The following is a 23729-nucleotide window of genomic DNA, read 5'->3' as shown; positions in this document are numbered from 1 at the left end:
ACCGGAACCCGGCACGGGCGCGGGGCCGGTGGCCCGTGCCACCGGGTCCCGGCCGCGGGAGCCGCCCCGTGGCCCCGGGCCCCCGGGCCCGGCAGCCCCCAAGTCCCCCGCGTGCGGGCTCAGTCGCGGGCGGCGAGGCCGAAGCGGGCGCGCAGGCCGGTGCGTTCGTCGGCGGCGACCGAGGCGGCGCCGTCCGTCACGGTCTCGTAGACCGCGAGGATGTCCGCCCCCACCGTCGACCAGTCGAAGCGGCGCACATGGGCGCTGCCCCGGGCGCGCAGTTCCGCGCGGCGGGCCGGATCGCGCAGCAGCCGCACCGCGGCGGCGGCCAGCGCGCCGGCGTCCTCGTTGGCGAACAGCTCCCCCGCCGCGCCCTGGTCCAGCACCTGCGCGAAGGCGTCCAGGTCGGCGGCGAGCACGGGGGCGCCGGCCGACATCGCCTCGACCAGGATGATGCCGAAGCTCTCGCCCCCGGTGTTGGGCGCCACGTACACGTCGACGCTGCGCAGCAGCCGCGCCTTGTCCTCGTCGCTGACCATCCCGAGGAACTCGACGCGCGAGCGCATCTCACGGGGCAGCGAGGCGACCGCCTCCTCCTCGTCGCCCCGGCCCGCGACGAGCAGCCGGGTGTCGGGGCACTCGGCGAGGATGGCGGGCAGGGCCTTCATGAGCACCGGCAGGCCCTTGCGGGGTTCGTCGATGCGGCCGATGAAGCCGATCGTGTCCCCCTGCCACTCCTTCTTCGGCTCCGCCTTCTCGAAGAAGCCGACGTCGACGCCGTTCGGGATGACGACCGCGTCGCCGCCGAGGTGCTCGACCAGCGTCCGCCGCGCGTACTCGCTCACCGCGATGCGGGCGCTGATCTTCTCCAGCGCGGGCTGGAGGATCGGATAGGCGGCGATCATGGCGCGCGAGCGCGGGTTGGACGTGTGGAAGGTGGCGACGATCGGCCCCTGGGCCGCCCAGCACGAGAGCAGGCCGAGCGACGGCGAGGCCGGCTCGTGGATGTGGATCACGTCGAACGTGCCGTCGTGCAGCCAGCGCCGCACCCGGGCCGCGGACAGGAAGCCGAAGTTGAGCCGGGCGACCGAGCCGTTGTACGGCACCGGCACCGCGCGGCCCGCGGAGACGACGTACGGCGGCAGGGGCGTGTCGTCGTCGGCGGGGGCGAGCACGGAGACGTCGTGGCCGAGCCGGATCAGGTGGTCGGCGAGGTCCCTGATGTGGAACTGCACACCGCCGGGCACGTCCCAGGAGTACGGGCAGACGATGCCGATCTTCACGCGGGGCGCTCCTCGAGATCGGCGAGCCAGAGCCGTTGCAGCATGTGCCAGTCCTCCGGGTGTTCGGCGATGCCCCCGGCGAAGGCGTCGGCGAGGGCCTGCGTCATCGAGGACGTCTTCTCGGCCCGCGTACCTGACTCGGGCACCTCGACGGGCGGATGGACGCGGCCCTTCATCACCGAGGTCTCGTCGTACCAGAGGGTGACCGGCAGCAGCAGGGCGCCGGTCTGCTGGGCGAGCAGCGCGGGGCCGGCGGGCATCCGGGCGGTGGCGCCGAAGAAGTCCACCTCCACGCCGGACGCCGACAGGTCGCGGTCGGCGACCAGGCAGACGAGCCCGCCCTCGCGCAGCCGCCGGGCCAGGGTGCCGAAGGCCGCTCCCCCGGTGTGGGGCAGCACCTCCATGCCGAGGCTCTCCCGGTAGGCGACGAAGCGGTCGTAGAGGCTCTCGGGCTTCAGGCGCTCGGCGACGGTGGTGAACGGGACGCCCAGCGCGCGCGTCACCCAGATCCCGGCGACGTCCCAGTTGGCGAGGTGGGGCAGGGCGAGGACGACCCCCCGGCCGGTGGCCAGCCCGTCGGTGAGGTGGTGGACGTCCTTGGGGTCGAAGCTGTGCCGGGCGCGCTCCTGGCTCCAGGCGGGCAGCCGGAAGGACTCCATCCAGTAGCGCATGTAGGAGCGCATCCCGGCCTTCGACAGCTCGGCGAGGCGCTCGGGGCCGGCGTCGGGGACGACCCGGGCGAGATTGGCCTCCAGCCGGAGCACGCCCTTGCCGCGCCGCTTCCAGACGCTGTCGGCGATGGTGCGGCCGAGGCGGGCGGCGGCGGGCTCGGGGAGCTTCTTCACCGCGGCCCAGCCGAGGCCGTACAGGGCGTCGGTGAGACGGTCGCGCATCACGGGGTCTCGCCTCCCTGCGGCCGCGCCCCCGCGGTGTCCGTGCCCGGGGCGTCCGGACCGGCGGCGGCCGCGGCCTCCGCCTCGGCCGACTCCCGGCGCACGGTCACGACCCGCTGCCCCAGGGTCACCAGGCTGCCCACCGCGACGATCCACAGCGCGATCGGCAGCAGGACGTCGATGCCCGGCACACCGAAGGCGTGCAGCCCGGCGAGGCCCGCGGCGACCAGGGAGATCACCAGCCGCTCGGCGCGCTCGATGAGCCCGTTCACCGCCACCGGCAGGCCGATCGACTCGCCGCGCGCCTTGGTGTAGGAGACCACCTGTCCGCTGGCGAGGCAGAAGATCGAGACCGCGCACAGCACGTCGTTGTCGCCGTTGCCCGCGTACCAGAGCGCGAAGCCGCCGAAGATCGCGCCGTCGGCGACGCGGTCCAGCGTGGAGTCGAGGAACGCGCCCCAGCGGCTGGAGACGCCCGCCTGGCGCGCCATGTTCCCGTCGACGAGGTCGGAGAACACGAACAGCGTGATGACGATCGTGCCCCAGAAGAACTCGCCCCTGGGGAAGAAGACCAGCGCTCCCGCCATGACCCCCGCGGTGCCGATGAGCGTGACGGCGTCGGGGCTCACCCCGCGGCGGAGCAGAAACGCGGCGAACGGTGTGAGGACACGCGTGAAGAATGCACGCGCGTACTTGTTCAGCATGGCCTTCCCGAGGGCTCGGTGAGCCGCGCGGCCCCTTCGGCCACCGGCTGGCCCATCGTAGTCACCACCCGCGGGACCCGGCGCCGGGACCCGGACAGGGGCCCCGGCGTCCGACGTATGGACGCAACCCCCCGACAGTGGAAAGCTCGAATGACGACCGCGGGCACCGCCGGAGCTGCCCCGGACACCGCCCGGGGCCCGTCCCGGCCTCCCGCGCCCGCGGATTCCTCTCCCCCGTGCCACCGATCGGGAGGCAGAATCATGGGCGCCACATCACGCACACACCCCGGAGCCGCCGGCAGAGCGGTAACGGCCGACCACCCCGCGTCCGTACGGAACGTGGTGCTGGTCGGCCACAGCGGATCGGGCAAGACCACGCTCGTCGAGGCCCTGGCCCTCACCGCGGGGGCGGTGACCCGGGCCGGCCGCGTCGAGGACGGCGCGACCGTCTCCGACCACGACGAGATCGAGCACCGCCAGCAGCGCTCCGTACAGCTCTCCCTCGTGCCGCTCGGCTGGGGCGGGTGCAAGATCAACCTGCTGGACACCCCCGGGTACGCCGACTTCGTCGGCGAACTGCGGGCCGGTCTGCGCGCGGCGGACGCGGCCCTCTTCGTGGTCTCCGCCGCCCAGGAGGCGGACGCCGTCGACGGCGCCACCCGCGCGGTGTGGGAGGAGTGCGCGGCGGTCGGCATGCCGCGCGCGATCGTCGTCACCCACCTGGAGACCGCGCGCACCGGCTTCGACGAGCTCACCGCCGTGTGCGGCCGGATCTTCGGCGGCGACGACCCGGACGCCGTGCTGCCGCTCTACCTGCCCCGCCACGGCGCCCCGCACGCCGACGGGCACAGCCCGGTGACCGGCCTCACCGGACTGCTCAGCCGCAAGGTCTTCGACTACGCGACCGGCGAGCGCACCGAACGGGACCCGGACCCGGAGGAGGCCGCGCTCATCGACGGGGCCCGCAACCGGCTGATCGAGGGGATCATCGCGGAGAGCGAGGACGAGACCCTCATGGACCGCTACCTCGGCGGCGAGGAGATCGACCTCACCACGCTCGTCGGCGACCTGGAGAAGGCCGTGGCCCGCGGGACCTTCCACCCCGTGCTGGCCGCCGCCCCGGCCGGCGGCGACGCCCGCCAGGGACTCGGCACCGTCGAGCTGCTGGAACTGATCACCGGCGGCTTCCCCACCCCGCTGGAGCACCCCGCCCCCGCCGTGACCACCCCCGACGGCGAGGCCCGGCCCGCCGTCGCCTGCGACCCCGCGGGGCCGCTGGTGGCCGAGGTCGTCAAGACCGCCTCGGACCCGTACGTCGGCCGGATCTCGCTGGTGCGGGTGTTCTCCGGGACGCTGCGCCCCGACGAGACCGTCCATGTCTCGGGGCACGGCCTCGCCGACCGCGGGCACGAGGACCACGACGTCGACGAGAAGGTCGGCGCGCTCACCGCGCCGTTCGGCAAACAGCAGCGGCCCCTCCCCCACGCCGTCGCCGGCGACCTCGCCTGTGTCGCGAAGCTGTCCCGCGCGGAGACCGGGGACACCCTGTCTGCCAGGGACGAACCGCTGCTGATGGAGCCGTGGCGGATGCCGGACCCCCTGCTGCCGCTCGCCATCGAGGCCCACAGCAAGGCCGACGAGGACAAGCTCTCCCAGGGGCTCGCACGGCTCGCCGCCGAGGACCCGACCATGCGCCTCGAACAGAACCAGGACACCCGCCAGGTGGTGCTCTGGTGCATGGGCGAGGCCCACGCCGACGTCGCCCTGGAACGGCTGCGCAACCGCTACGGCGTGCAGGTCGACGTCGTCCCGCACCGGGTCCCGCTCCGGGAGACCTTCGGCGCGAACGCCGCGGGCCGCGGGCGGCACGTGAAGCAGTCCGGCGGCCACGGGCAGTACGCGATCTGCGAGATCGACGTGGAGCCGCTGCCCGCCGGTTCGGGGATCGAGTTCGTCGACAAGGTCGTCGGAGGGGCGGTTCCGCGCCAGTTCATCCCCTCGGTCGAGAAGGGCGTACGGGCGCAGGCAGCGCGCGGGGTCGTCGCCGGATATCCGCTGGTCGACGTGCGGGTCACCCTGCGCGACGGCAAGGCGCACTCGGTCGACTCCTCGGACGCCGCCTTCCAGACCGCGGGGGCCCTCGCGCTGCGCGAGGCGGCGTCCCAGACGCGGATCCACCTGCTGGAGCCGGTGGCCGAGGTCGAGGTCCTGGTGGCGGACGAGTACGTCGGCACGGTGATGAGCGATCTCTCCGGCCGGCGCGGCCGGGTCGTCGGCACCGAACAGACCGGCGACTCCCGCACCGTGGTGCGGGCCGAGGTCCCGGAGATCGAGATCGGCCGGTACGCGGTCGACCTGCGCTCGCTCTCCCACGGCACCGGCCGGTTCAGCCGGGCGTACGCCCGCCACGAACCCATGCCGCAGCAGGTCGCCGACCGGATGCGCGCGGAGGTGGGGGCCGGCGCCCGCTGACCGAAAACACCCGTCGGAGCATCCACGGGGCGGGCGCCCCCCGAATGTCCACTGCCGCGCCCGCCCCGCCCCCGATACCCTTCAGGTGCCCAGCTCACCAGGTGTGCGGGGCGCGGCAGTTGGGAACAGGCCGCAGTGCGGACGCTTGCGGCGATGGGGGCGGTAGTGACAGACGGATTCGATTTCTCACCCGGGGCCCAGGTCCCGCTCACGGGGTCGGCCGGACAGACCGCGGCCACGCATGCGCTGGCCTCCGCCGCGTACCGGGACAGCCCGGTCGCCGACATCCTCAAGGCCAACAGCGACTGGCACAAGTCGGACGTGAAGAAGGGCAAGTTCTCCCTCTTCGAGCCCAACCTCGGCGAGGCGTTCTCCCGCGCGGTCCAGGTCAGGATGCTCGGCGGCGGGCGCAAGGGGCTGATCCAGTCCTTCGGCACCGAACCGCAGGCGGTGGTGGAGCACTGCCTCGCCGCCTCCCGCATCCGCAAGGAGCGGGACACCCGGCTCACCGTCGTGATGGCGCTGTGCGGGCTGCTCTTCCTGCCCGGACTGCTGCTGTGGATGGGCGTCTTCCAGCTCCGCCGCACCCTCGCCGGAGCCCAGAACAAGCGCGCGGGCGCCGCCGGCACCGTGCTGCTCGTCGGCCTCGGGGCGCTCGCGGTGATCATGCTGCTGAAGCTGCCGTTCTCCGGGTTCTGGGGCTACTACATCCGCGGCATGATCGTCGCGCCCGTGGTCGGCTGGCTGCTCGCCAAGCGGATCTGCGAGTCCACCGCCCGTGACCTGCGGGAGCGCTGGGACAGCCTGCTGTCCGGCGGCGGCGTCGGCGCCAAGATCCCCGAGGCCGTCCCCGGCAACCCGAACGAGACCGCCCGCGAACAACTGCGCCAGGGCCTGCACAAGCTCACCGCCGAGCAGCACTCCAACGTCGTCTTCTACGCCGGGCCCAAGGGCATACTCGGCATGGGCACCCGCTGGGGAAGCTGGCAGATGGCCGAGGAGCTGGTCTCCAAGGACCCCGGCAAGGAGATCAACCAGTTCCGGAGCTGGGACGTCATACGGGCCATCCACGACAAGCTGAAGCTGCTGGAGCGCGGCCCGCTCAACTCGGGCGGATTCCCCAAGCCGTCCGTCCGCCACTGGATCGTCTCCCCGGTCGGCGAGAACGCGGGCGCCGTCGCCCGGCCCGAGGGCCAGGAGGTCGACAACTTCCAGGTCAAGGGCCACGAGATCCAGCGGATCTGCAACCACCAGCAGTTCGGCGGCGGCAACCGGCACTACCTGGGCGTCCAGTTCACGCTCTGGGACGGCCAGTTGGTGATCACCATGATGATCACCGTCACCGTGCTGCACGAGACCCTGCGTGTGGAGGTCACGGGCCACGCCCTCGGCCCCGTCCACTCGCTGTTCACCAGCAAGCCCGAGCCCAAGACGGTCACCGTGGCCAAGACCGTCCGCTTCTGGGAGACGGTGGACCGGACGCTGCCGCTGATCGACGCCCCCGAGGTGGTGCGCCTCGCCGTGCGCGCGCCCCTCACCTGGTACCCGCCGCTGCTGGACTTCCTGGGCGGCAAGCTCGTCCTGCCGGAGCCGTTCGGCCTGCGCCACGCGTGGGCGGACAAGCCGTGGCGGCACCGGTTCATGGCCGACGACGCGCTGCGCGCCGCGACACCCGTCCTGCGCGCGGCCCACGCCGCCGCGATCCGGGTGCTCCAGGAGAACGGCGTGGACACCGAGCGCTTCGGCAACCGCTCGATGATGGTCAGCGGCGCGGTGCAGGACCCGTCGCCGGGCAGGGCCGACGTCTACGACGCGTAGTGCCCGTACGCCGCGGGGGCCGGGAGGATGTCCTCCCGGCCCCCGCGGCGTGCGGCGGGAGGTCTCAGCGGGGCCAGGCGTCGGACAGCATCCGGCGGGTGTCGCCGAGGAGCTGGGGCAGCACCTTGGTGGCGCCGATCACCGGCATGAAGTTGGTGTCCCCGCCCCATCTGGGCACGATGTGCTGATGCAGGTGCGCGGCGATGCCCGCGCCCGCCGCACTGCCCTGGTTCAGCCCGATGTTGAAGCCGTGCGCCCCGGACGCCACCCGCAGCGCCACCATGGCCTGCTTGGTCAGCCGGGCCAGCTCGGCCGTCTCGGCGTCGTCCAGCTCGGTGTAGTCGGCGACGTGCCGGTAGGGGACGACCATGAGGTGGCCGCCGTTGTACGGGTACAGGTTGAGCACCGCGTAGACGCTCTCGCCGCGGGCGACGATCAGGCCGTCCTCGTCCGACTTCGACGGGATCGAGCAGAACGGACAGCCGTCGCCGGCCTCCGGGCCGGTCGGCTTGTTCTCACCCTGGATGTACGCCATCCGGTGGGGCGTCCACAGGCGCTGGAACGCGTCAGGCGTCCCGACTCCGATCTGCTGCTCCGGCTCAGTCGTCATGCGTGCCAGCATATTCGCCGCGTCCCGCGGGACGCGGCGAGGGGCGGCCCCGGAAAGGGGCCGCCCCTCGTGTCCTCCCCCGCCCGGGGCAGGGGGTCGCGTCACACCTGGACGCGGCGCTCCACCACGTCGGCGAGCTTGGCCAGGGCCTCCTCGCGCGGGATGCCGTTCTCCTGGGAGCCGTCGCGGTAGCGGAAGGAGACCGTGCCCGCGTTCATGTCGTCGTCGCCGACGATGACCATGAAGGGCACCTTCTGCTTCTGCTGGTTGCGGATCTTCTTCTGCATCCGGTCCGAGGAGGCGTCGACCTCGACCCGCAGGCCCTTCTTCTTCGCGTCCGCCGCGAAGGCCTGGAGGTACTCGACGTGCGCGTCGCCGATCGGGATGCCGACCGCCTGGACGGGCGCCAGCCACGGCGGCATCGCGCCCGCGTAGTGCTCCAGCAGCACCGCGAAGAACCGCTCGATCGAGCCGAACAGCGCGCGGTGGATCATGACCGGGCGCTGCTTGCTCCCGTCGGGGCCGGTGTACTCCAGGTCGAAGCGCTCCGGCAGGTTGAAGTCGAGCTGCACGGTGGACATCTGCCAGGTGCGGCCGATGGCGTCCCGCGCCTGCACGGAGATCTTCGGACCGTAGAAGGCGGCGCCGCCCGGGTCCGCGACGAGTTCCAGTCCCTGCTTCTCGGCGACCTGCTGGAGGACGGCGGTGGCCTCCTCCCACGCCTCGTCCGAGCCGACGAACTTCTCCGGGTCCTTGGTGGACAGCTCCAGGTAGAAGTCGTTCAGACCGTAGTCGCGCAGCAGGTTGAGCACGAAGGTGAGCGTGCGGTCGAGCTCGTCGGCCATCTGCTCGCGGGTGCAGTAGATGTGCGCGTCGTCCTGGGTGAAGCCGCGGGCGCGGGTGAGGCCGTGCACCACGCCGGACTTCTCGTACCGGTACACCGTCCCGAACTCGAAGAGGCGCAGCGGCAGTTCGCGGTAGGAGCGGCCGCGCGCGTCGAAGATCAGGTTGTGCATCGGGCAGTTCATGGGCTTGAGGTAGTAGTCCACGCCCTGGTCGAGCTGCATGGGCGGGTACATGCCCTCGGCGTACCAGTCGAGGTGGCCCGACTTCTCGAAGAGCGCGCCCTTGGTCGCGTGGGGCGTGTAGACGAACTCGTAGCCCTCCTCCTCGTGCCGGGTGCGCGAGTAGTCCTCCATGACCCGGCGGATGATGCCGCCCTTGGGGTGGAAGACGGCGAGGCCGGAGCCGATCTCGTCGGGGACGGAGAAGAGGTCCAGCTCGTTGCCGAGCTTGCGGTGGTCGCGCTTCTCGGCCTCGGCGAGGAAGTCCAGGTGGGCCTTCAGCTCGTCCTTCGAGGGCCAGGCGGTGCCGTAGATCCGCTGGAGCATCGGGTTCTTCTCGCTGCCGCGCCAGTACGCGGCGGCGTTGCGCATCAGCTTGAACGCGGGGATGGCGCGGGTGGTGGGCAGGTGGGGACCGCGGCAGAGGTCCTTCCAGCACAGGTCGCCGGTCTTGGCGTCGAGGTTGTCGTAGATCGTCAGCTCGCCGGCGCCGACCTCGACGTCCGCGCCGTCGTCGTGGGAGGCGGCGCCCTTGAGGCCGATGAGCTCCAGCTTGTACGGCTCGTCGGCGAGCTCCTCGCGGGCGGCGTCGTCGCTGACGACACGGCGCGAGAAGCGCTGGCCGCGCTTCTGGATCTCCTGCATCTTCTTCTCGACGGCCTTGAGGTCCTCGGGGGTGAACGGCTTCTCGACGTCGAAGTCGTAGTAGAAGCCGTCCTTGACCGGCGGGCCGATGCCGAGCTTGGCCTCGGGGAAGAGCTCCTGCACGGCCTGGGCCATGACGTGCGCGGTGGAGTGGCGCAGGATGTTCAGGCCGTCCTCGGAGGAGATCTCGACGGGCTCGACCTCATCGCCGTCGCGGACCTCGTGGGCGAGGTCCTTCAGCTCGCCCCCGACGCGGGCGGCGACGACGGTGCGCTCACCGGGGAAGAGCTCGGCGGCCGTCGTGCCCGTCGTCACCACGCGCTCTTCCCGCTCGGAATCGCGTTGGATGATCACACGGACGTCTGACACCGGTCTCTCCTGACTGAAGGCGGATGCGCGGGTGCGTGGTGCACACCGCAGTAAGGAATCGTACCGAGCCCGGGGGGCCGCCCGCGAAACGGTCGCGGGCCCCGGGCCCGGCGGGGCGCCGGGCGGCCCGCTCAGGCGGGGCCGGCGCCGTCGTCCCCGGTCGCGTCCGCCCCGGCGGGCAGGTCGCCGCCCTCCCGGAGCGACTTGATCAGCCGGTCGCGTTCGGCGTCGTCGACCCGCACCGGGACGGGGCTCGTCGCACCGGTCAGCCGCCGGAAGCCGCCCCGGCTCTCCAGCCGTCCCGCCACCCGCACCGGCAGCCCGTCGAGGTGGGCCCGCCCCGCGGTGCGGTACGCCTCCTCGTCGAGGACCACGCGCACATGCGGCACGTCCGCGCCCGCGAGCACCCGCAGCCGCACGGTCCCGGGGCCGGTGGGACCGGAGCGGCGCAGGCGCACCACGGTGCCGGTGAGCTGCACGGGCACCGAGGGCTCGTCGCGCAGGTAGCGCGCTCCGGCGGCGCGCAGCGCGGGGAGGTCCCCCGCGGAGAACTCCACCGGCTCCATCCGGGCCCCGCAGCCCTGGGGCACGCCCGCCGCCGGTGACCACTCCAGGGCGACCCGCGCGCCCTCGGTGCCCCGGACCAGGGCGACGACCGCCTCGGTGAGCTCCCGGCTGACCCCGGCGCGGACCGCCGCGTCGAAGGCCTCGGTCCCACCGGCCGCCCGCTGGTAGTCGATCGCCTCGCGCGCCGCCTGGAGGGCGTGGGAGAGCCGTACGGCGAGGGCGCGGCCGGTCCGCACGGGGACGAAGGCGGTCAGGCTCCGGCCGCCGGGCGCCGGGCCGACCAGGACTCCGGCGAGCCCTGCGGCGGCGGCCCTGCGGTGCCGGGCGCCGTAGTAGCCGGCCCGGCCGCGGACGGCGAGCGCGCCGGCGAGGAGCATCTGGCGCGCCGCGGAGCGGAGCTGTTCCTGCGCCGTCCAGGAGGCGGTGCCCTCGGGTTCGTGGGGGATGTCGCGCCACCAGCGGATCTCGTCGCTGGGCACGGTGAGGGAGACGAGGACCTCGCGCGCGGCGGGTGTCCCGCTGCGCGCGAGGGCGGTGAGCGCCTCGCCGATGAGGTCGTCGCAGTCGGGGAAGGCGCGGCTCACGGGGACCAGCAGGCTGCCGCCGGAAGCGGCGGGGCCGGGCGGGGTCCAGCGGGAGTAGTGCCCCGCGCTCCCGCCGCGGCGGGACCAGCCGTGCCGGGCGAGGAGTGCGCCGAGCACCGCGGGGTCGACCTGGGAGGGGTCCGGTCCGGCGTGGCCGGTCCAGGACAGCGGGTGGGGGTCGGGCGGCTGGGCGTACTCGTCGAAGGACCGGTGCATCAGGGTCTCCCTCCCGCCCCGACGCGCGTCATGATCTCGCAGAGCGCCCGGTCGTCGAAGATCCGCGCGGTCGGGATGCGTACGGTCGTCCGGCGTCTGCCCGTCACCGGGTGGCCTGCCAGATTGGTCCAGTAGCAGCAGTGCCGCAGGTCGAGCCGGTCGTGCCCGGCGCGGAGCCATTCGTCCCGGCTCCGCGGGACGATCATGACGACCAGGATCTTGTGGACGGAGACCGGTGTGCGGGCCAGCTTCACCAGGTGGTCGTTGTCCAGGGTGAAGGAGAACGCCGGTCCCCGCGGGTGCGGCGGCAGTTGGTAGGTGCACTTGAGCTGCACCTTGATGGTCACCTCGTCGTCGACCGTGTGGGCGGGCGATCCGTGGCTGACGTGCCAGTCGATGCCGTTGTCCGGGAACGGCTGGGAGAGCGAGCAGCCGGCCGCGGCGGCGACCGCGTGCAGATAGCCCACCTGGAGGGTCTCCATGCAGGCGGTGGTGGCGAGTGCGCCCCGCAGCGGAACGCTCCGCTGGGGCAGCAGCCCGCCCGGTTCGGGCTGGGCGAGCGCCATGTCGAATGTCCTTCCCCGTCACCTGTGTTGTCACCGCGCGGCGTACGGCGCAAACGGTCCGGGTATCACCGGTTCGGGCAGGGGTTGTCGCCATCTGCCAGGCACGCGCGAGGAGTTCGGGGATGACGCAATGGTTCGACGGCCCGCTGGCCGCATTTGACACGGAGACAACCGGAGTGGACGTCGAGGAGGACCGGATCGTGTCCGCCGCCGTCGTCGTCCAGGACACGCCCGGCGGACGGCCGCGCATCACCCGGTGGCTGGTGAATCCGGGGATCCCGGTGCCGCCCGCCGCCACCGAGGTGCACGGGCTGACGGACGATCACCTCCAGCGCAACGGCCGCTGGCCGTCGCCGGTGATGGAGGAGATAGCCCGTTCGCTGGCCGAGCACTGCGCGGCGTCACGGCCGCTGGTCGTGATGAACGCGCCGTTCGATCTGACGATCCTGGACCGGGAGTTGCGCCGCCACCGGGCGTCGTCGCTCGGCCGGTACCTGGGCGCCACGCCGCTGTGCGTGCTGGACCCGCGGGTGCTGGACAAGCATCTGGACCGCTACCGCAAGGGAAGGCGCACCCTGACGGACCTGTGCGAGCAGTACGAGGTGGTGCTCGACGGGGCGCACGACGCCGCCGTCGACGCGGTGGCGGCGCTGGAGGTCGTGCGGGCGGTGGGCCGGCGGTTCGCGTCCCGGATGGAGCGGCTGTCGGCGGCGGAGCTGCACACCCTCCAGGCGGTGTGGCACGCGGCGCAGGCGCGCGGGCTCCAGGCGTGGTTCGCGCGCAGCGGTACGCCGGAGATCGTGGACCCGTCCTGGCCGCTGCGTCCGGAGCTGCCGGCGGCGGCGTGAGGCACGGCGGGCGCGACACCGCGCCGGAATGCGGAAGGCCGGTCCGTCGTCGACGGACCGGCCTCTCCCGGTGGGCGATACTGGGTTCGAACCAGTGACCTCTTCGGTGTGAACGAAGCGCTCTCCCACTGAGCTAATCGCCCGGGAACGGACTGAACCATACAGGTCGTCGCGCCGTTCGTTCAAACCGCTTCGAGGCGGGCGGCGAGCCCCTTGCGGCCGGCGCGCATCATCACCGCGTGGTTGGCGCGGAACAGCGGGCGGCACGGCAGCGCGAGGCGGCGCATCAAGGGTCTGCGCACCTCCACCTCCTGCTCGTAGAGCGCCCGGGTGCCGTCGCCCGCGGCGGTGAGGCTCCAGCGCGACCACCCCACGAGATCCCCCTCCATGGAGATCTCCAGCACCCGGGCGACCGGGTCGCGCCGCCGCGCGCGGACGGTGACCCGCAGGTCGTACGGGAGGAACGAGCGGAACCGCGCGGTGCCCGACTCCGCCGACGCCGGGGTGACTTCGCGGACCTGGGGCCACCAGCGCGGGTAGTCCTCGGCGCGCTCCAGCACCCGGAAGACCGCGTCGGGCGCGGCGGGCAGTTCCCAGACGCTGCGGAAGCGGTAGCGGCACCAGTCCATGCCCCCAGTCTGCGCCCGGGGCGGTGCGGCGGGGGTGTACTCAGCGCGGAGGTGAGTACCCGCGCCCATGTCCGCGGGGTGTGGCCGCCGCCACACTGCGGCCATGACCTACGTCCCACCGCCCGCCGAGGAACTGGCGATCCTCGACAGTGAGCTGCGCCGACTGGACGCCCGCCGGGCCCAGTTGCTGGCCCGGCGGTCCTGGCTGCTGGCCGCCCTGCGGGGCGCGGGCGCCGTGCCCGCGAGCCCGCCGGCCCCGCCCGCCGGTGCCTGGACCGCCGGATCCCCGCCCGCTCCGCCGAAGCCGGCCGGCGCCCCGCCGGCCGGTGCCTGGCCCGCCCCGCCGGAGCGCGGCGCCGAGACCTCGGGGCCCGGTGTGCAGAACCTGCTGCTGGTGCTCGGCGGGCTGCTGCTGGCGGTGGCCGCCGTCGCGTTCACCCTGGTGAGCTGGGGGCAGATGGGGATCGGCGGCCGCTCGGCGGTGCTCGGCGCCGTCACGGTCGCCGCCCTCGCCGCACCGGCCGCCCTGCTCCGCCGCGGTCTGCGCGCGACGGCGGAGGCGGTGGGCGTGGTGGCGCTGGTGCTGACCGTGCTCGACGCGTACGCCCTGCACCGGGTGGCGTTCCCCGGCGCCGACGGCGTCCTGTACACGGCGGTGGCCGCGACGCTGCTCTCCGCCCTCTGGTCGGCGCACGGCCTGCTGCTGCCCCGGCTGTCCACCCCGCTGCCGGCGGCCGTGCTCACCGCCCAGCTCGCCCTGCCGCTCTGGGCGCTGTCCGACGTGCCGGGCACGCCCGACGTGGCGTGGGCGCTGCTGGCGACGGCCGCCCTGGACGTGGTGGCGGCGCTGCGGGCGCGGCCGGCCGTGCTGCGCGGGATCGCCGGGGTCGCGGCGGCGGTCACCGGGGGCGGCGCGCTGCTGACCGGTCTCCAGCGTTCGGTGGCCGCCGGTTCGCCGGCCGAGGCCGTCCTGCCGGGTGTGCTGCTGCTCGCGGGAGCCGCCCTGGCCCTGTGGTGGGCGTGGCGCGCCCCCGCGGTCGCCGTGGCGGCCGCCCTGGTGGCGGGCGTGTCCGGGGTGGCGGCGGTGGGCGGCGCGGTCCGCGCCGCGGTGCCGCCGGGGTGGGGCGTGCTCGGCTACCTGCTGTGCGGCACGGCCCTGCTCCTGGTGCTGCGGACGGAGCTGCCGGCGGGCGTGCGCCGGGGGCTGGCCGTGGCGGCCGGCACCGTCCAGGCGGTCTCGGCCCTCTCGGCGGTCCCGCTGGTGCTGCTCTCCCTGGTGGGTCCGGCCTCCTGGCCGGCCGGTGTGTGGGAGGGCGCTCCCTCCGGAGCGCGCGAGGCGCTGCCGGTCGAGTGGCCGCTGTCCTCGCTGTGGGCCACGCCGGTGGTCCTGGCGGTGCTGGCGGCGACCGCGGCGGTGGCGGCGTTCCGTCCCGGGGCGCTGCCCCTGCCGGTGGCCGGGGCCGAGGCGGCCGGCCGGCTGCGGCGGGCGGCGGTCTGTGTCGCGGCGGGGCTCGCCTGGGCGGCCCTGCTGGTGGTGCCGGCCGTGGCCGACGTCCCCTGGACGCTCACCGTGGCCTGGCAGCTCGTCACGGCGCTCGGGCTGCTGGCGTGGGCGGCGCACCGGCCGGCCCCGGCCTCGGCGGTGCCGGTGGTGGCCCTGGTGTACGGCCTGACGGCGTCGGTGAGCGTGGCGCTGCTGTCGCTGGCGACCCGCCCGGCGACGTTCACCGTGCTCGGGGTGCTGACGGCGGCACTGGCCGCGGTCGCGCTGCGGGCCGGCGGGACGGTGCGCCCGGCGGTGGCCGCCTGCGCCGCGACGCTGGCGGCCACGGGCCTGGTCGGCGCCGCGGCGGCGGCCTCCGGGCTGCCGGCGCACCAGGCGGCGCTGTTCCTCCTCGCCGTCCCGGCGGCCGCCGCGGCCGTCGGCGCCCGGCTGGGGCGTCATCCGGTGGCCCTGCCGGTGGAGGCGGTGTCGGGCCTGGCGGCCCTGATCGCCCTGGTGCTCGCCGCCGGCCGCCCCGGGCCGCTCTCGCTGGTGCTCGGGCTGTGCGGGGTGATCGCGGCGGCCACCGCGCTGCGGGCCGAGCGCCGGCCGGCCGCCGGGCACCTGGCGGCGGTGCTCCTGGTGCTCGCGGCCTGGACGCGGCTCCTGGCGTGGGACGTGACCTCGCCGGAGGCGTACACGCTGCCGGTGTCGGTGCCCGCGCTGGCCGTCGGCGCGCTGCGCCGCCGCCGCGACCCCGGGACCTCGTCCTGGACGGCGTACGGGCCGGGGCTGGCGGTCACCCTGGTGCCGAGCCTGCTGTGGACCTTCGGCGACACCCACTGGCTGCGGCCGCTGCTGCTGGGCCTGGCGGCGCTCGCGGTGACGCTGGCGGGCGCGAAGGGGCGGCTCCAGGCCCCGCTGGTGCTCGGCGGGACGGTGCTGGCCCTGGTGGCGCTCCATGAGCTGGCCCCGTACGTGGCGCAGGTCGTCGGCGCGCTCCCCCGGTGGATCCCGCCGGCCGCGGCCGGTGTGCTGCTGCTGGCGACGGGCGCGACGTACGAGCAGCGGCTGCGCGACGCGCGGCGGCTGCGGGAGGGCCTGGGCCGGATGCGCTGAGAACGCCGAAGGCCCCGAGGACGGATGTCCTCGGGGCCTTCGGTCCGGGTGGGCGATACTGGGTTCGAACCAGTGACCTCTTCGGTGTGAACGAAGCGCTCTCCCACTGAGCTAATCGCCCGGGCGCAGGGGAAACATTACCCCATGTCAGCGGCTGCCCCGGACCACTTCGTCACTCGTCGATGCTCCAGGGCATGACCAGCCCGAACTTCCAGAGGTAGATCCCGCAGAGCACGGCGACGATCACCAGTCCGACGGTGGTCAGGATGATGTTCCGCCGGCGCACCCTCGGGTCGAGCGCCCGCTGGGCGGCCTCGGTGACCTTGCGCTTGGTCCAGCGCAGGACGAGCTGGGCCCAGACGAACTCGGTCGCCCAGATCGCCATGCCGCCGAAGATCACGACCCAGCCCGGGCCCGGGAGCACGAGCATCGCGACGCCCGCCCCCACGACCGCGAGGCCGACGACGAAGACGCCGACCTGCCAGCTGATGTGCAGCGTCCGCGAACGCTTGATGAAGTGCGGGGCCCTGGACCCCAGCAGCCGCTCCCCCTCGCCGTCGTCCGGCACCGGCGCCACCGCCGGCCCGGTCACGTCCCCCGTCACGGGCCCGGTCGCCGTCGCGGCGACCGCCTTCGCCCGCTCGTCACTCTCCGCATGCATAACGCCCAACCTACCCGATGACGCGTCATTCCGAGCTGTCACCGGAATGGCCGTATTACGCAAAGTAATACGCCGCCGTACGAGGGACCTGAAGGATCACAAAACGGTCAGAGGGGTTTACAACGGCACCGTAGGTGGCATGTCGATTTCGCCGACGTGCGAATCCCCGAGCGCACACTGAGCGAAAGGCCCTGGCGCTTATGAACACCACGGTCAGCTGCGAGCTGCACCTGCGCCTCGTTGTTTCGAGCGAGTCATCACTGCCTGTACCCGCGGGCCTGCGGTACGACACGGCCGATCCCTACGCCGTGCACGCCACCTTCCACACCGGAGCCGAAGAGACGGTCGAATGGGTCTTCGCCCGCGACCTGCTCGCCGAGGGGCTCCATCGCCCCACCGGCACGGGCGACGTCCGTGTCTGGCCGTCCCGCAGCCACGGCCAGGGCGTCGTCTGCATCGCGCTCAGCTCTCCGGAGGGCGAGGCCCTGCTCGAAGCCCCGGCGCGGGCTCTGGAATCGTTCCTGAAGAGGACGGATGCCGCGGTGCCGCCCGGCACCGAACACCGGCATTTCGATCTCGACACGGAGCTCTCGCACATCCTGGCCGAAAGCTGAGCCAGGCGCAGTGCCGCACGGCGCCGTCCGTCTCGGGGAGACGGCGCCGCGCGGACAATCACATACAGGTCGCAATCGGCGCCGTCGTCGCGGAATCCACCGCGTGCGACGGCGCTGCTGCGCTCCGGGCACGAACCGCTAGAGTCGGCGCAATTCGGCGGGCACCGGCCCGCGGCAGGCCAGGGAGCGAATCGTGCTGATTCCCCACGACACCCGTACCGCCCTCGACGCCGTCGTCGATCTGGTGAACACCGCACCGGAAGACGGCCGTCAGGACGGACTTCCGGACGTCGAGGCACTCGGCGCGTTCGTGCGCAAGCACCATGTCAGCGACGTGGGCGAGCTGGGGGCGCGCGACCTCAGGGCGCTCCACGCCGTGCGCGACCGGTTCGGGGAGATCTTCGCCGCCTCCGACGGACGCACCGCGGCGCGGCTGATCAACGACCTGGTGGCCGCGGCGGGCACGACCCCGCAGCTCACCGACCACGACGGCTACGACTGGCATGTGCACTACTTCGCCCCCGGGGCCTCGGTCGCCGACCACCTGGCCGCCGACTGCGGGATGGCCCTCGCGTTCATCGTGGTCCAGGGCGAGCAGGAGCGGCTGCGCCGGTGCGAGGCGCCGGACTGCGGGCGCGCCTTCGTCGACCTCTCCCGCAACCGCTCGCGCCGCTACTGCGACAGCCGCACCTGCGGGAACCGGCTGCACGTGGCCGCCTACCGGGCGCGGCGCCGGGAAGCGGCCGGCTGACCGGCGCCCCGGGGGCCCGCGTCACAGCACGAACAGATCGTGCACGGCGGCCATGAGCAGCAGCACGCCGATCACGGCGAGGAAGATCATCAGGGGCGGCTGGGAGAGCGCGAACAGACAGCCGCGCGGCTCCTGGGTCGGTGCGGGGGGCTGCCCCCGTGAGGTATCGAGCATCTCGGGGAGATGATGACGCAGCCCGCCGCACCATGATCGGGCAACACGCTCCGAAGGCAGGGCAGTTCACCATATTTTGTGGTGTCCCTCCCGGGTCGGGGCACCCGTGGGGACCAGGTCTCGGGGACCAGTTCGACCGGGACCGTGGACCGCTGCGCCGGCACGGTGGCGCGACCTACGGTGGACGGCATGTCCGCCGACCCGGCCTTCGCACTCGACCGCTACCTCACCCGCATCGGCCTGCGCGCGGGGCGCGCACCGGACGCCGCGACACTGCGGGAGGTGTGCAGCGCCCACGTCCACGCGATCCCCTTCGAGAACCTCGACCCGCTGCGGGGGCGGGCCCCCTCGCTGGAGCCCGCCGATGTCGTCGCCAAGCTGGTGCACGGCAGCCGCGGCGGGTACTGCTACGAGCAGAACACGCTGCTCGCGCTCGCCCTGAGGGCGCTCGGATTCCGGGTGACGCCCCTGATGGCGCGGGTGGTCCTCGGGGCGGACTCCCCCGAGAGCCGGCCCCGTACCCATATGACGCTGCTGGTGGACGTGGCGGGCGAGGAGCACCGGTGGCTGGCCGACGCGGGCTTCGGTGTCGTGGGCGGGCTGCTGGAGGCCGTGCCGCTGGTCACCGGCGGCGAGTTCCGGTCCGGGCCGCGCAGGCACCGCTTCGTCCACGCGCCCCACGAGGGCCCGCTCGACCTGTGGGTGCTCCAGGCGATGACGGGCGCCGGGGGCGGGGAGAGCTGGGAGAACCAGTACGCCTTCACCGTCGAGCCCTTCGCGGCGCCGGACTTCGAGGTGGCCAACTGGCACGTGGGCACCAATCCGCGCTCGCCGTTCAGCAGGCGGCTCTACGCCCAGTGCACCCGGCCCGGGGTGCACCGGGGCCTGGACGACCGGCGGTACACCGAGACCCGTGACGACGGAGACGTCACCGAGCGGCTGATCGACACCGACGAGGAGGCCCGCGCGCTGCTGGCGGACGCCTTCGGCATCGTCGCGCCGGCGGACATGAAGCTGCTGTCGTAGCCGCCCGGCCCCGGGCGCCGTGCTTCTCGGCGCCGCGCCCCAGGCGCCGCGTATGCCGCGTCTCAGATGCCGCGTCTCAGATGCCGTGCTTCTTGAGGATCGCCTCGATGTCGCTGAAGTCGTCCGCCCCGGTGTCGGCCGCCTTCTGCGAGCGGGGCGCGGCGGCGGGGCGTGCCGCGCCCAGGGACGGGGCCGACGCGGCGGGGGCCACGGCCTCGCCCCCGGCGGCGGCCGCCGCCTTGCGCTCCTTGCGGCTCTGGCGGGTGCCGCCGGAGCGGCGTTCGACGATACGGGTGGTCATGAAGAGCAGCCACGCACCGCCGAGCAGACCGAAGCCGACCCAGGCGGACGGGCTGAAGGCGGTGTTCACGGCCCACTCCACCGCGCCGGTCAGCACCAGGCCGACGGGCACCAGCGAGTAGGCCGCGATCCGGGTCGCGGCGAGGAACCGCCTGCGGTACGCCGTGATCGCGGCGATGCCCAGGCCCGCCGCGGACACCGCGGAACAAATGGTCTCGGCAAGCATCCGGTCCTCCAGGCTCTGGCGGGCACAAGGTGTGACGTTCCCCTCCATCCTGCACCGTCGCGGCGGGAGGAGGCCACGGAGCGGGCGATCTCAGGGAGATCTCCGGGGCCGTTCTCCTCCTCAGGTCCCCGTCGCGGGAGCACGGGCGCGGCTGGAAGACTGGCCGTATGAACGACTCCTCCTCCCCGCGCCCGGTCGTCGTCGACGTCTGGTGCGAGCTCCAGTGCCCCGACTGCCGCACCGCGCTGGACGACGTCCGCGCCCTGCGCGAGCGGTACGGCGACCGTCTGGAACTGCGGCTGCGGCACTTCCCCCTCGAGAAGCACAAGCACGCCTTCGCCGCCGCGCAGGCGGCCGAGGAGGCCGCCGAGCAGGGCCGCGGCTGGGAGTACACCGAGGCGGTGCTCGCCCGGGTCGGCGAGCTGACCGCCCGGGGCGAGCAGGTCCTGGTGGAGACGGCCGGCGAACTGGGCCTGGACGCCGAGGAGTTCGACACCGCGCTGATCGACGGGCGGCACATCCTCGCCGTCGACGCCGACCAGGCCGAGGGCAAGGCGATCGGGGTGACGGGCACGCCGACGTATGTCGTCGGCGGGGAGCGCCTGGACGGGGGCACGAGCCAGGACGGGCTGCGCGGGCGGATCGAGGAGATCGTCGACCGGCTGCTGTCCGAGGAGGCGTAGCGCCGGCGCCCGCGGGCCGCCTACAGCAGCCGCTTGGCGACGTTGCGGAACGTGGTGCGGTAGCCGAGGGACTCGTAGAGGCGCAGCGCGGTGGTGTTGCCCGCGAAGACGTGCAGGCCGATCAGCGGCAGGCCGTCCCCGTGGGCGATCCGTTCGGCGTGCAGCATCAGGGCCCGCCCGTGGCCCCGGCCCCGGTGGGCCTCCGCCACCTCGACGTCGAAGACGTACGCGCCCCGCTCGCCGGGGCGCACCTCGTGCTCCGCCACCCAGACGTGGCCGACCGGGGTGCCGCCGGCGAGCAGCCGGTGGATGTGGACCCCGGCGGTGGCGAGGCCGTCGGGCAGGAGCCGTTCGTGGACCTCCTCGGAGCGGGCGACGGCCTCGCTCTCGGGCACCCCGCGGTCGATCCAGTCCTGTGCGAAGTGCCGCACCGCGTGGACCCGCCACTCGGCGAACTCGGCCTCGTCCATGGGGCGCGCCGTGAGGCCCGGGGCGGGCGGGGGCGGCGCGGCCGTCTCCTTGTCCATGTTGCGGCCGCGCTCGGTGTAGCCGAGGCCGGTGGCCCAGCCCAGCACCCGGTCGGCGCCGGCCGGGACCGCCGCGCGCACCTCGGTGCAGTCCCAGCCGCGGAGCACCTCCTCCGCGGCGAGCGCGGCGACCGTGCCGCGGCCGCGGCCCCGGTCCGGCTCGTCGACGAGCAGCGACCTGATGTGGCCGACGGGGCGGCCGCCCACGAGGGAGGCGGCCAGCTCCACGGCGCCCACGCGGCGGCCGTTGACGCACACGTCGAAGGTGCGGGCGGTGGCGCCCTGCCCGTCCCGCTGGATCGGCCCGGTCGGCCGCAGGGTAGTGGTCATCGAGGACTTTCTACCTGTCCCGCGGCCGTCCGGCACGGGTTTTCCGGCAGCGGGTGCGGGACCCCCGGTGGGCCGGCCGGGTCCGGCGGCTAGCGGGGGTCCGGCGGCTAGCGGGGGTCCGGCGGCTAGCGGGGGTCCGGCGGCCGGCGGGTGTACGGCGGCTAGCGGGGGTCCGGGTCCGCGGCGGAGCGCTCGGCGAAGACGCGCATGGCCTTGGCCGTCACGGGGCCCGGTTCCGCGGGGAGCTGCCGGCCGTCGACCCGGACGACCGCCTGGACGTCGCGCAGGGTGGAGGTCAGGAAGATCTCCTCGGCGCGGTCCAGCACGTCGAGCGGCAGGTCGGTCTCCCGGGCCCCGGTCCACTCGACGGTCAGCGCCCGGGTGATGCCGGCGAGGCAGCCGGAGGAGACCGGCGGGGTGTGGAGTTCGCCGTCCACGACGACGAACACGTTGGACCCGGTGCCCTCGCAGAGCCGGCCGACGGTGTTGGCGAACAGCGCCTCGGAGGCGCCGTTGTCGTGGGCCCGGGCGAGCGCGACCACGTTCTCCGCGTAGGACGTGGTCTTCAGGCCGGTGAGCGCGCCGCGTTCGTTGCGGGTCCAGGGGACGGTGATCACCGCGGTGGTGTCGGGGCGGCGGGTGGTCCCGCCGAGGGCGACGACCAGCGTGGGTCCGTCGGTGCCCCGGTCGGAGCCGAGCGGGGAGAGTCCGCCGGTGTACGTGATCCGCAGCCGCCCGAGGGGCATCGGGTTGGCCTCCAGCACGGCGGCGCAGGCCCGGCGGATCTCGTCGTGGTCCGGCGCAGGCAGGCCGAGGCCGTCGGCGGAGCGGGTGAGCCGGTCGAGGTGGCGGGTGAGCGCGAACGGCTGCCCGTGGGCCGCCTTGACCGTCTCGAAGATGCCGTCGCCCACGGTCATCCCGTGGTCGAGGACCGACACCCGGGCCTCCTCGACGTCCTTGAGCCCGCCGTTGACCCACAGCTTCATCCCGCAGTCCTTCCGCTCGCCTGGTACGCGCCCGACGCTACCGCGAGCAGCCTCGCCGCCTTCAGCTCGGTCTCCGCCCACTCCCGGTCGGGGTCCGAGCCCCAGGTGATGCCGGCGCCGGTGCCGAAGCGCAGCAGCGGGCCGCCGGGGGCGCTGCGGTCGATCCAGAAGGTGCGTATGCCGACGGCGAGCTCGGCGGTCCCGCGGTCGGCGTCGACCCAGCCGATACCGCCGCAGTACGGGCCGCGCGGGGCGGTCTCCAGCGCGTCGATGATCCCGAGGGCGCTGGACTTGGGGGCTCCGGTGACCGAGCCGGGCGGGAAGGCGGCCGCCAGCAGCCGCGCCCATCCGGCGCCGGGGGCGAGTTCGCCGCGGACGGTGGAGACGAGGTGGACGAGCCCCGGGTGGGGCTCGACGGCACACAGGGAGGGCACGGTCACGGTGCCGGTGGCGCAGACCCGGCCGAGGTCGTTGCGGACCAGGTCCACGATCATCACGTTCTCGGCGTGGTCCTTCTCCAGCAGGTCGGCGGCGGTGCGGCCGGTCCCCTTGATGGGGCCGGACTCCACGGTGTCGCCGGTGCGGCGCAGGAACAGCTCGGGCGACGCGGTGGCGATCTCCACGCCGTGCGCGGGCAGCCGGATCGTTCCTGCGTAGGGGGCCGGGTTGCCGCGGGCCAGCAGCGCGGTCAGCTCGTCGACGTCGTGCTCCCCGGGGCCGGTCAGCGGGGCGCTCAGGACCCGGCACAGATTGGCCTGGTAGACCTCGCCGGCGGCGATGTGCTCGCGGATCCGGCGCACCCCCGCGGTGTAGGCGGCGCGGTCGAGGGAGCTGGTCCACTCCTCGGCCGCGGGGCCGCGCCAGCGTCCCGGGACGGGCTCGGGCACCGCCTCGGTGCGCACGTCGCCGAAGCGCGCGCAGGTCAGCCGCCCCTCGAAGTCCGCGGAGACGGCCCAGAAGCCGGCGGAGTCGAGGGCGGCGGGGTCGCTGGTGACATCCCGGAGATCGGTGGCGACGAGGGAGCCGAATCGGGCCAGAGGAGCGAGGTCGTGCACGTCTGCGAGTGTAGGACCGGCACCGGCCGGGTGCTCAGATGCGGCAGGTGAGCTGCCACGACGGGCCCATACCTCAGCACGCTGCACAAACGCGTTTTTGTCCTGGCCGGGGAATCCGCTAGAGTTCAACACGTCGCCGGGACGCGCAAGCGGAACGGAAACGACAGGCGGACGTGGCTCAGTTGGTAGAGCATCACCTTGCCAAGGTGAGGGTCGCGAGTTCGAATCTCGTCGTCCGCTCGAGAATCGGGGGATCTTTTCCCGACCCCCGCACTCCGGGTGGAGTGGCCGAGAGGCGAGGCAACGGCCTGCAAAGCCGTCTACACGGGTTCAAATCCCGTCTCCACCTCCAAGGACGATTAGCTCAGCGGGAGAGCGCTTCCCTGACACGGAAGAGGTCACTGGTTCAATCCCAGTATCGTCCACTGGTCCGCAAGGATCCCCGCGCGATTAGCTCAGCGGGAGAGCGCTTCCCTGACACGGAAGAGGTCACTGGTTCAATCCCAGTATCGCGCACGCAGTACGC

22 protein-coding genes and 6 tRNA genes are annotated in these 23729 nt (G+C 73.8%); 12 read left to right on the top strand and 16 right to left on the bottom strand.

Annotated features, from left to right (window positions below; genetic code table 11):
* Positions 1-119: 119 nt before the first annotated feature.
* From JE024_RS28895 to pgsA, 3 genes are read right to left on the bottom strand one after another with little or no spacing between them, the layout of a single operon-like run.
* On the bottom strand, positions 120-1283 hold the full coding sequence (locus tag JE024_RS28895) for a glycosyltransferase family 4 protein (RefSeq protein WP_205376909.1): 1164 nt from the start codon (positions 1281-1283) through the stop codon (positions 120-122).
* Complete coding sequence (locus JE024_RS28890) at positions 1280-2176, bottom strand: phosphatidylinositol mannoside acyltransferase (RefSeq protein WP_205378410.1); 897 nt, start codon at positions 2174-2176, stop codon at positions 1280-1282. The genes JE024_RS28895 and JE024_RS28890 overlap by 4 nt, the downstream gene beginning before the upstream one ends.
* Positions 2176-2880, bottom strand: coding sequence for a phosphatidylinositol phosphate synthase (gene pgsA / locus JE024_RS28885; protein WP_205376908.1), 705 nt, complete (start codon positions 2878-2880; stop codon positions 2176-2178). Before pgsA ends, JE024_RS28890 begins: the two co-directional genes overlap by 1 nt.
* A gap of 261 nt (positions 2881-3141) precedes the next feature.
* Here pgsA and JE024_RS28880 point away from each other — a divergent pair, with 261 nt between their 5' ends.
* Positions 3142-5352, top strand: coding sequence for an elongation factor G-like protein EF-G2 (locus JE024_RS28880; RefSeq protein WP_205376907.1), 2211 nt, complete (start codon positions 3142-3144; stop codon positions 5350-5352).
* A 153-nt stretch (positions 5353-5505) separates the two neighbouring features.
* Entirely contained in the window at positions 5506-7170 is a 1665-nt protein-coding gene (locus tag JE024_RS28875) for an AbeC-like domain-containing protein (RefSeq protein WP_205376906.1), read from the top strand.
* Positions 7171-7234: 64 nt separating this feature from the next.
* Here the strand turns inward: JE024_RS28875 and JE024_RS28870 are convergent, their stop codons facing one another.
* From JE024_RS28870 to JE024_RS28855, 4 genes are all read right to left on the bottom strand, one after another.
* A complete protein-coding gene (locus JE024_RS28870) occupies positions 7235-7792 on the bottom strand; it encodes an HIT family protein (RefSeq protein WP_205376905.1) in 558 nt (185 codons plus the stop codon).
* A gap of 89 nt (positions 7793-7881) precedes the next feature.
* Positions 7882-9858 (bottom strand): threonine--tRNA ligase, encoded by a 1977-nt coding sequence (gene thrS, locus JE024_RS28865; RefSeq protein WP_205376904.1) that lies wholly within the window; start codon positions 9856-9858, stop codon positions 7882-7884.
* A gap of 131 nt (positions 9859-9989) precedes the next feature.
* Complete coding sequence (locus tag JE024_RS28860; RefSeq protein ID WP_372449880.1) at positions 9990-11225, bottom strand: hypothetical protein; 1236 nt, start codon at positions 11223-11225, stop codon at positions 9990-9992.
* Positions 11225-11791: a DUF4365 domain-containing protein gene (locus JE024_RS28855; protein WP_205376903.1), complete on the bottom strand. Its 567-nt coding sequence runs from the start codon at positions 11789-11791 to the stop codon at positions 11225-11227. Before JE024_RS28855 ends, JE024_RS28860 begins: the two co-directional genes overlap by 1 nt.
* A 122-nt stretch (positions 11792-11913) precedes the next feature.
* Here JE024_RS28855 and JE024_RS28850 point away from each other — a divergent pair, with 122 nt between their 5' ends.
* Positions 11914-12639 (top strand): 3'-5' exonuclease, encoded by a 726-nt coding sequence (locus tag JE024_RS28850; protein ID WP_205376902.1) that lies wholly within the window; start codon positions 11914-11916, stop codon positions 12637-12639.
* Positions 12640-12710: 71 nt separating this feature from the next.
* On the opposite strand, the gene JE024_RS28845 is transcribed toward JE024_RS28850, so the two are convergent.
* A tRNA-Val gene (locus JE024_RS28845) sits at positions 12711-12782 on the bottom strand.
* A 39-nt stretch (positions 12783-12821) separates the two neighbouring features.
* A complete protein-coding gene (locus JE024_RS28840; protein WP_205376901.1) occupies positions 12822-13268 on the bottom strand; it encodes an SRPBCC family protein in 447 nt (148 codons plus the stop codon).
* 103 nt (positions 13269-13371) lie between these two features.
* Between JE024_RS28840 and JE024_RS28835 the strand changes: the two genes are divergently transcribed.
* Positions 13372-15870 carry an SCO7613 C-terminal domain-containing membrane protein gene (locus tag JE024_RS28835; protein ID WP_205376900.1) on the top strand — a complete coding sequence of 833 codons (2499 nt, stop codon included), beginning with the start codon at positions 13372-13374 and terminating at the stop codon, positions 15868-15870.
* 49 nt (positions 15871-15919) lie between these two features.
* Here JE024_RS28835 and JE024_RS28830 read toward each other — a convergent pair.
* Positions 15920-15991, bottom strand: a tRNA-Val gene (locus JE024_RS28830).
* 51 nt (positions 15992-16042) lie between these two features.
* A complete protein-coding gene (locus JE024_RS28825; RefSeq protein ID WP_205376899.1) occupies positions 16043-16531 on the bottom strand; it encodes a TIGR02611 family protein in 489 nt (162 codons plus the stop codon).
* A gap of 200 nt (positions 16532-16731) precedes the next feature.
* On the opposite strand from JE024_RS28825, the gene JE024_RS28820 reads away from it, so the two are divergent.
* Together JE024_RS28820 and JE024_RS28815 are read left to right on the top strand one after the other, a co-directional pair.
* The gene (locus tag JE024_RS28820; RefSeq protein ID WP_003959770.1) at positions 16732-17145 is read left to right on the top strand and encodes an SsgA family sporulation/cell division regulator; all 414 of its coding nucleotides are present in this window, start codon (positions 16732-16734) and stop codon (positions 17143-17145) included.
* A gap of 193 nt (positions 17146-17338) precedes the next feature.
* Positions 17339-17896 (top strand): CGNR zinc finger domain-containing protein, encoded by a 558-nt coding sequence (locus JE024_RS28815; RefSeq protein ID WP_205376898.1) that lies wholly within the window; start codon positions 17339-17341, stop codon positions 17894-17896.
* Positions 17897-17917: 21 nt separating this feature from the next.
* Here the strand turns inward: JE024_RS28815 and JE024_RS28810 are convergent, their stop codons facing one another.
* Entirely contained in the window at positions 17918-18070 is a 153-nt protein-coding gene (locus JE024_RS28810; RefSeq protein WP_205376897.1) for a hypothetical protein, read from the bottom strand.
* Positions 18071-18259: 189 nt separating this feature from the next.
* On the opposite strand from JE024_RS28810, the gene JE024_RS28805 reads away from it, so the two are divergent.
* Entirely contained in the window at positions 18260-19096 is an 837-nt protein-coding gene (locus JE024_RS28805; protein ID WP_205376896.1) for an arylamine N-acetyltransferase family protein, read from the top strand.
* Positions 19097-19172: 76 nt separating this feature from the next.
* Here JE024_RS28805 and JE024_RS28800 read toward each other — a convergent pair whose 3' ends face one another.
* On the bottom strand, positions 19173-19622 hold the full coding sequence (locus JE024_RS28800; protein ID WP_205376895.1) for a hypothetical protein: 450 nt from the start codon (positions 19620-19622) through the stop codon (positions 19173-19175).
* Positions 19623-19789: 167 nt separating this feature from the next.
* On the opposite strand from JE024_RS28800, the gene JE024_RS28795 reads away from it, so the two are divergent.
* Positions 19790-20305, top strand: coding sequence for a DsbA family protein (locus tag JE024_RS28795; protein ID WP_205376894.1), 516 nt, complete (start codon positions 19790-19792; stop codon positions 20303-20305).
* A 20-nt stretch (positions 20306-20325) separates the two neighbouring features.
* Here the strand turns inward: JE024_RS28795 and JE024_RS28790 are convergent, their stop codons facing one another.
* The 3 genes from JE024_RS28790 to JE024_RS28780 all read right to left on the bottom strand — a co-directional run bounded on the left by JE024_RS28790 (position 20326) and on the right by JE024_RS28780 (position 23203).
* Positions 20326-21162: a GNAT family N-acetyltransferase gene (locus JE024_RS28790; RefSeq protein ID WP_205376893.1), complete on the bottom strand. Its 837-nt coding sequence runs from the start codon at positions 21160-21162 to the stop codon at positions 20326-20328.
* 161 nt (positions 21163-21323) lie between these two features.
* Positions 21324-22148, bottom strand: a complete 825-nt coding sequence (locus JE024_RS28785) for an aminotransferase class IV (protein ID WP_205376892.1) — start codon at positions 22146-22148, stop codon at positions 21324-21326.
* On the bottom strand, positions 22145-23203 hold the full coding sequence (locus JE024_RS28780; protein WP_205376891.1) for a chorismate-binding protein: 1059 nt from the start codon (positions 23201-23203) through the stop codon (positions 22145-22147). The genes JE024_RS28785 and JE024_RS28780 overlap by 4 nt, the downstream gene beginning before the upstream one ends.
* 167 nt (positions 23204-23370) lie before the next feature.
* Between JE024_RS28780 and JE024_RS28775 the strand changes: the two genes are divergently transcribed.
* The 4 genes from JE024_RS28775 (at position 23371) to JE024_RS28760 (ending at position 23719) form a co-directional block, all read left to right on the top strand.
* A tRNA-Gly gene (locus JE024_RS28775) sits at positions 23371-23443 on the top strand.
* A 38-nt stretch (positions 23444-23481) separates the two neighbouring features.
* Positions 23482-23555, top strand: a tRNA-Cys gene (locus tag JE024_RS28770).
* A 1-nt stretch (position 23556) separates the two neighbouring features.
* A tRNA-Val gene (locus JE024_RS28765) sits at positions 23557-23628 on the top strand.
* A 19-nt stretch (positions 23629-23647) separates the two neighbouring features.
* A tRNA-Val gene (locus JE024_RS28760) sits at positions 23648-23719 on the top strand.
* Positions 23720-23729 lie beyond the last annotated feature (10 nt).

The sequence above is a fragment of the Streptomyces zhihengii genome (assembly GCF_016919245.1).
GTDB lineage: Bacteria > Actinomycetota > Actinomycetes > Streptomycetales > Streptomycetaceae > Streptomyces > Streptomyces zhihengii.
This window is presented reverse-complemented; position numbering and strand designations above follow the sequence as displayed.

What these genes read in the sequence shown, in the direction of transcription:
- JE024_RS28800 (WP_205376895.1), bottom strand. Translation starts at nt 19,622, where the DNA reads ATGCTTGCCGAGACCATTTGTTCCGCGGTGTCCGCGGCGGGCCTGGGC.
- JE024_RS28810 (WP_205376897.1), bottom strand. Translation starts at nt 18,070, where the DNA reads ATGCTCGATACCTCACGGGGGCAGCCCCCCGCACCGACCCAGGAGCCG.
- JE024_RS28870 (WP_205376905.1), bottom strand. Translation starts at nt 7,792, where the DNA reads ATGCTGGCACGCATGACGACTGAGCCGGAGCAGCAGATCGGAGTCGGG.
- pgsA (WP_205376908.1), bottom strand. Translation starts at nt 2,880, where the DNA reads ATGCTGAACAAGTACGCGCGTGCATTCTTCACGCGTGTCCTCACACCG.
- JE024_RS28785 (WP_205376892.1), bottom strand. Translation starts at nt 22,148, where the DNA reads ATGAAGCTGTGGGTCAACGGCGGGCTCAAGGACGTCGAGGAGGCCCGG.
- JE024_RS28805 (WP_205376896.1), top strand. Translation starts at nt 18,260, where the DNA reads ATGTCCGCCGACCCGGCCTTCGCACTCGACCGCTACCTCACCCGCATC.
- JE024_RS28880 (WP_205376907.1), top strand. Translation starts at nt 3,142, where the DNA reads ATGGGCGCCACATCACGCACACACCCCGGAGCCGCCGGCAGAGCGGTA.
- JE024_RS28840 (WP_205376901.1), bottom strand. Translation starts at nt 13,268, where the DNA reads ATGGACTGGTGCCGCTACCGCTTCCGCAGCGTCTGGGAACTGCCCGCC.
- JE024_RS28825 (WP_205376899.1), bottom strand. Translation starts at nt 16,531, where the DNA reads ATGCATGCGGAGAGTGACGAGCGGGCGAAGGCGGTCGCCGCGACGGCG.
- JE024_RS28875 (WP_205376906.1), top strand. Translation starts at nt 5,506, where the DNA reads ATGGGGGCGGTAGTGACAGACGGATTCGATTTCTCACCCGGGGCCCAG.
- JE024_RS28850 (WP_205376902.1), top strand. Translation starts at nt 11,914, where the DNA reads ATGACGCAATGGTTCGACGGCCCGCTGGCCGCATTTGACACGGAGACA.
- JE024_RS28855 (WP_205376903.1), bottom strand. Translation starts at nt 11,791, where the DNA reads ATGGCGCTCGCCCAGCCCGAACCGGGCGGGCTGCTGCCCCAGCGGAGC.
- JE024_RS28795 (WP_205376894.1), top strand. Translation starts at nt 19,790, where the DNA reads ATGAACGACTCCTCCTCCCCGCGCCCGGTCGTCGTCGACGTCTGGTGC.
- JE024_RS28890 (WP_205378410.1), bottom strand. Translation starts at nt 2,176, where the DNA reads ATGCGCGACCGTCTCACCGACGCCCTGTACGGCCTCGGCTGGGCCGCG.
- JE024_RS28860 (WP_372449880.1), bottom strand. Translation starts at nt 11,225, where the DNA reads ATGCACCGGTCCTTCGACGAGTACGCCCAGCCGCCCGACCCCCACCCG.
- JE024_RS28820 (WP_003959770.1), top strand. Translation starts at nt 16,732, where the DNA reads ATGAACACCACGGTCAGCTGCGAGCTGCACCTGCGCCTCGTTGTTTCG.
- JE024_RS28790 (WP_205376893.1), bottom strand. Translation starts at nt 21,162, where the DNA reads ATGACCACTACCCTGCGGCCGACCGGGCCGATCCAGCGGGACGGGCAG.
- JE024_RS28835 (WP_205376900.1), top strand. Translation starts at nt 13,372, where the DNA reads ATGACCTACGTCCCACCGCCCGCCGAGGAACTGGCGATCCTCGACAGT.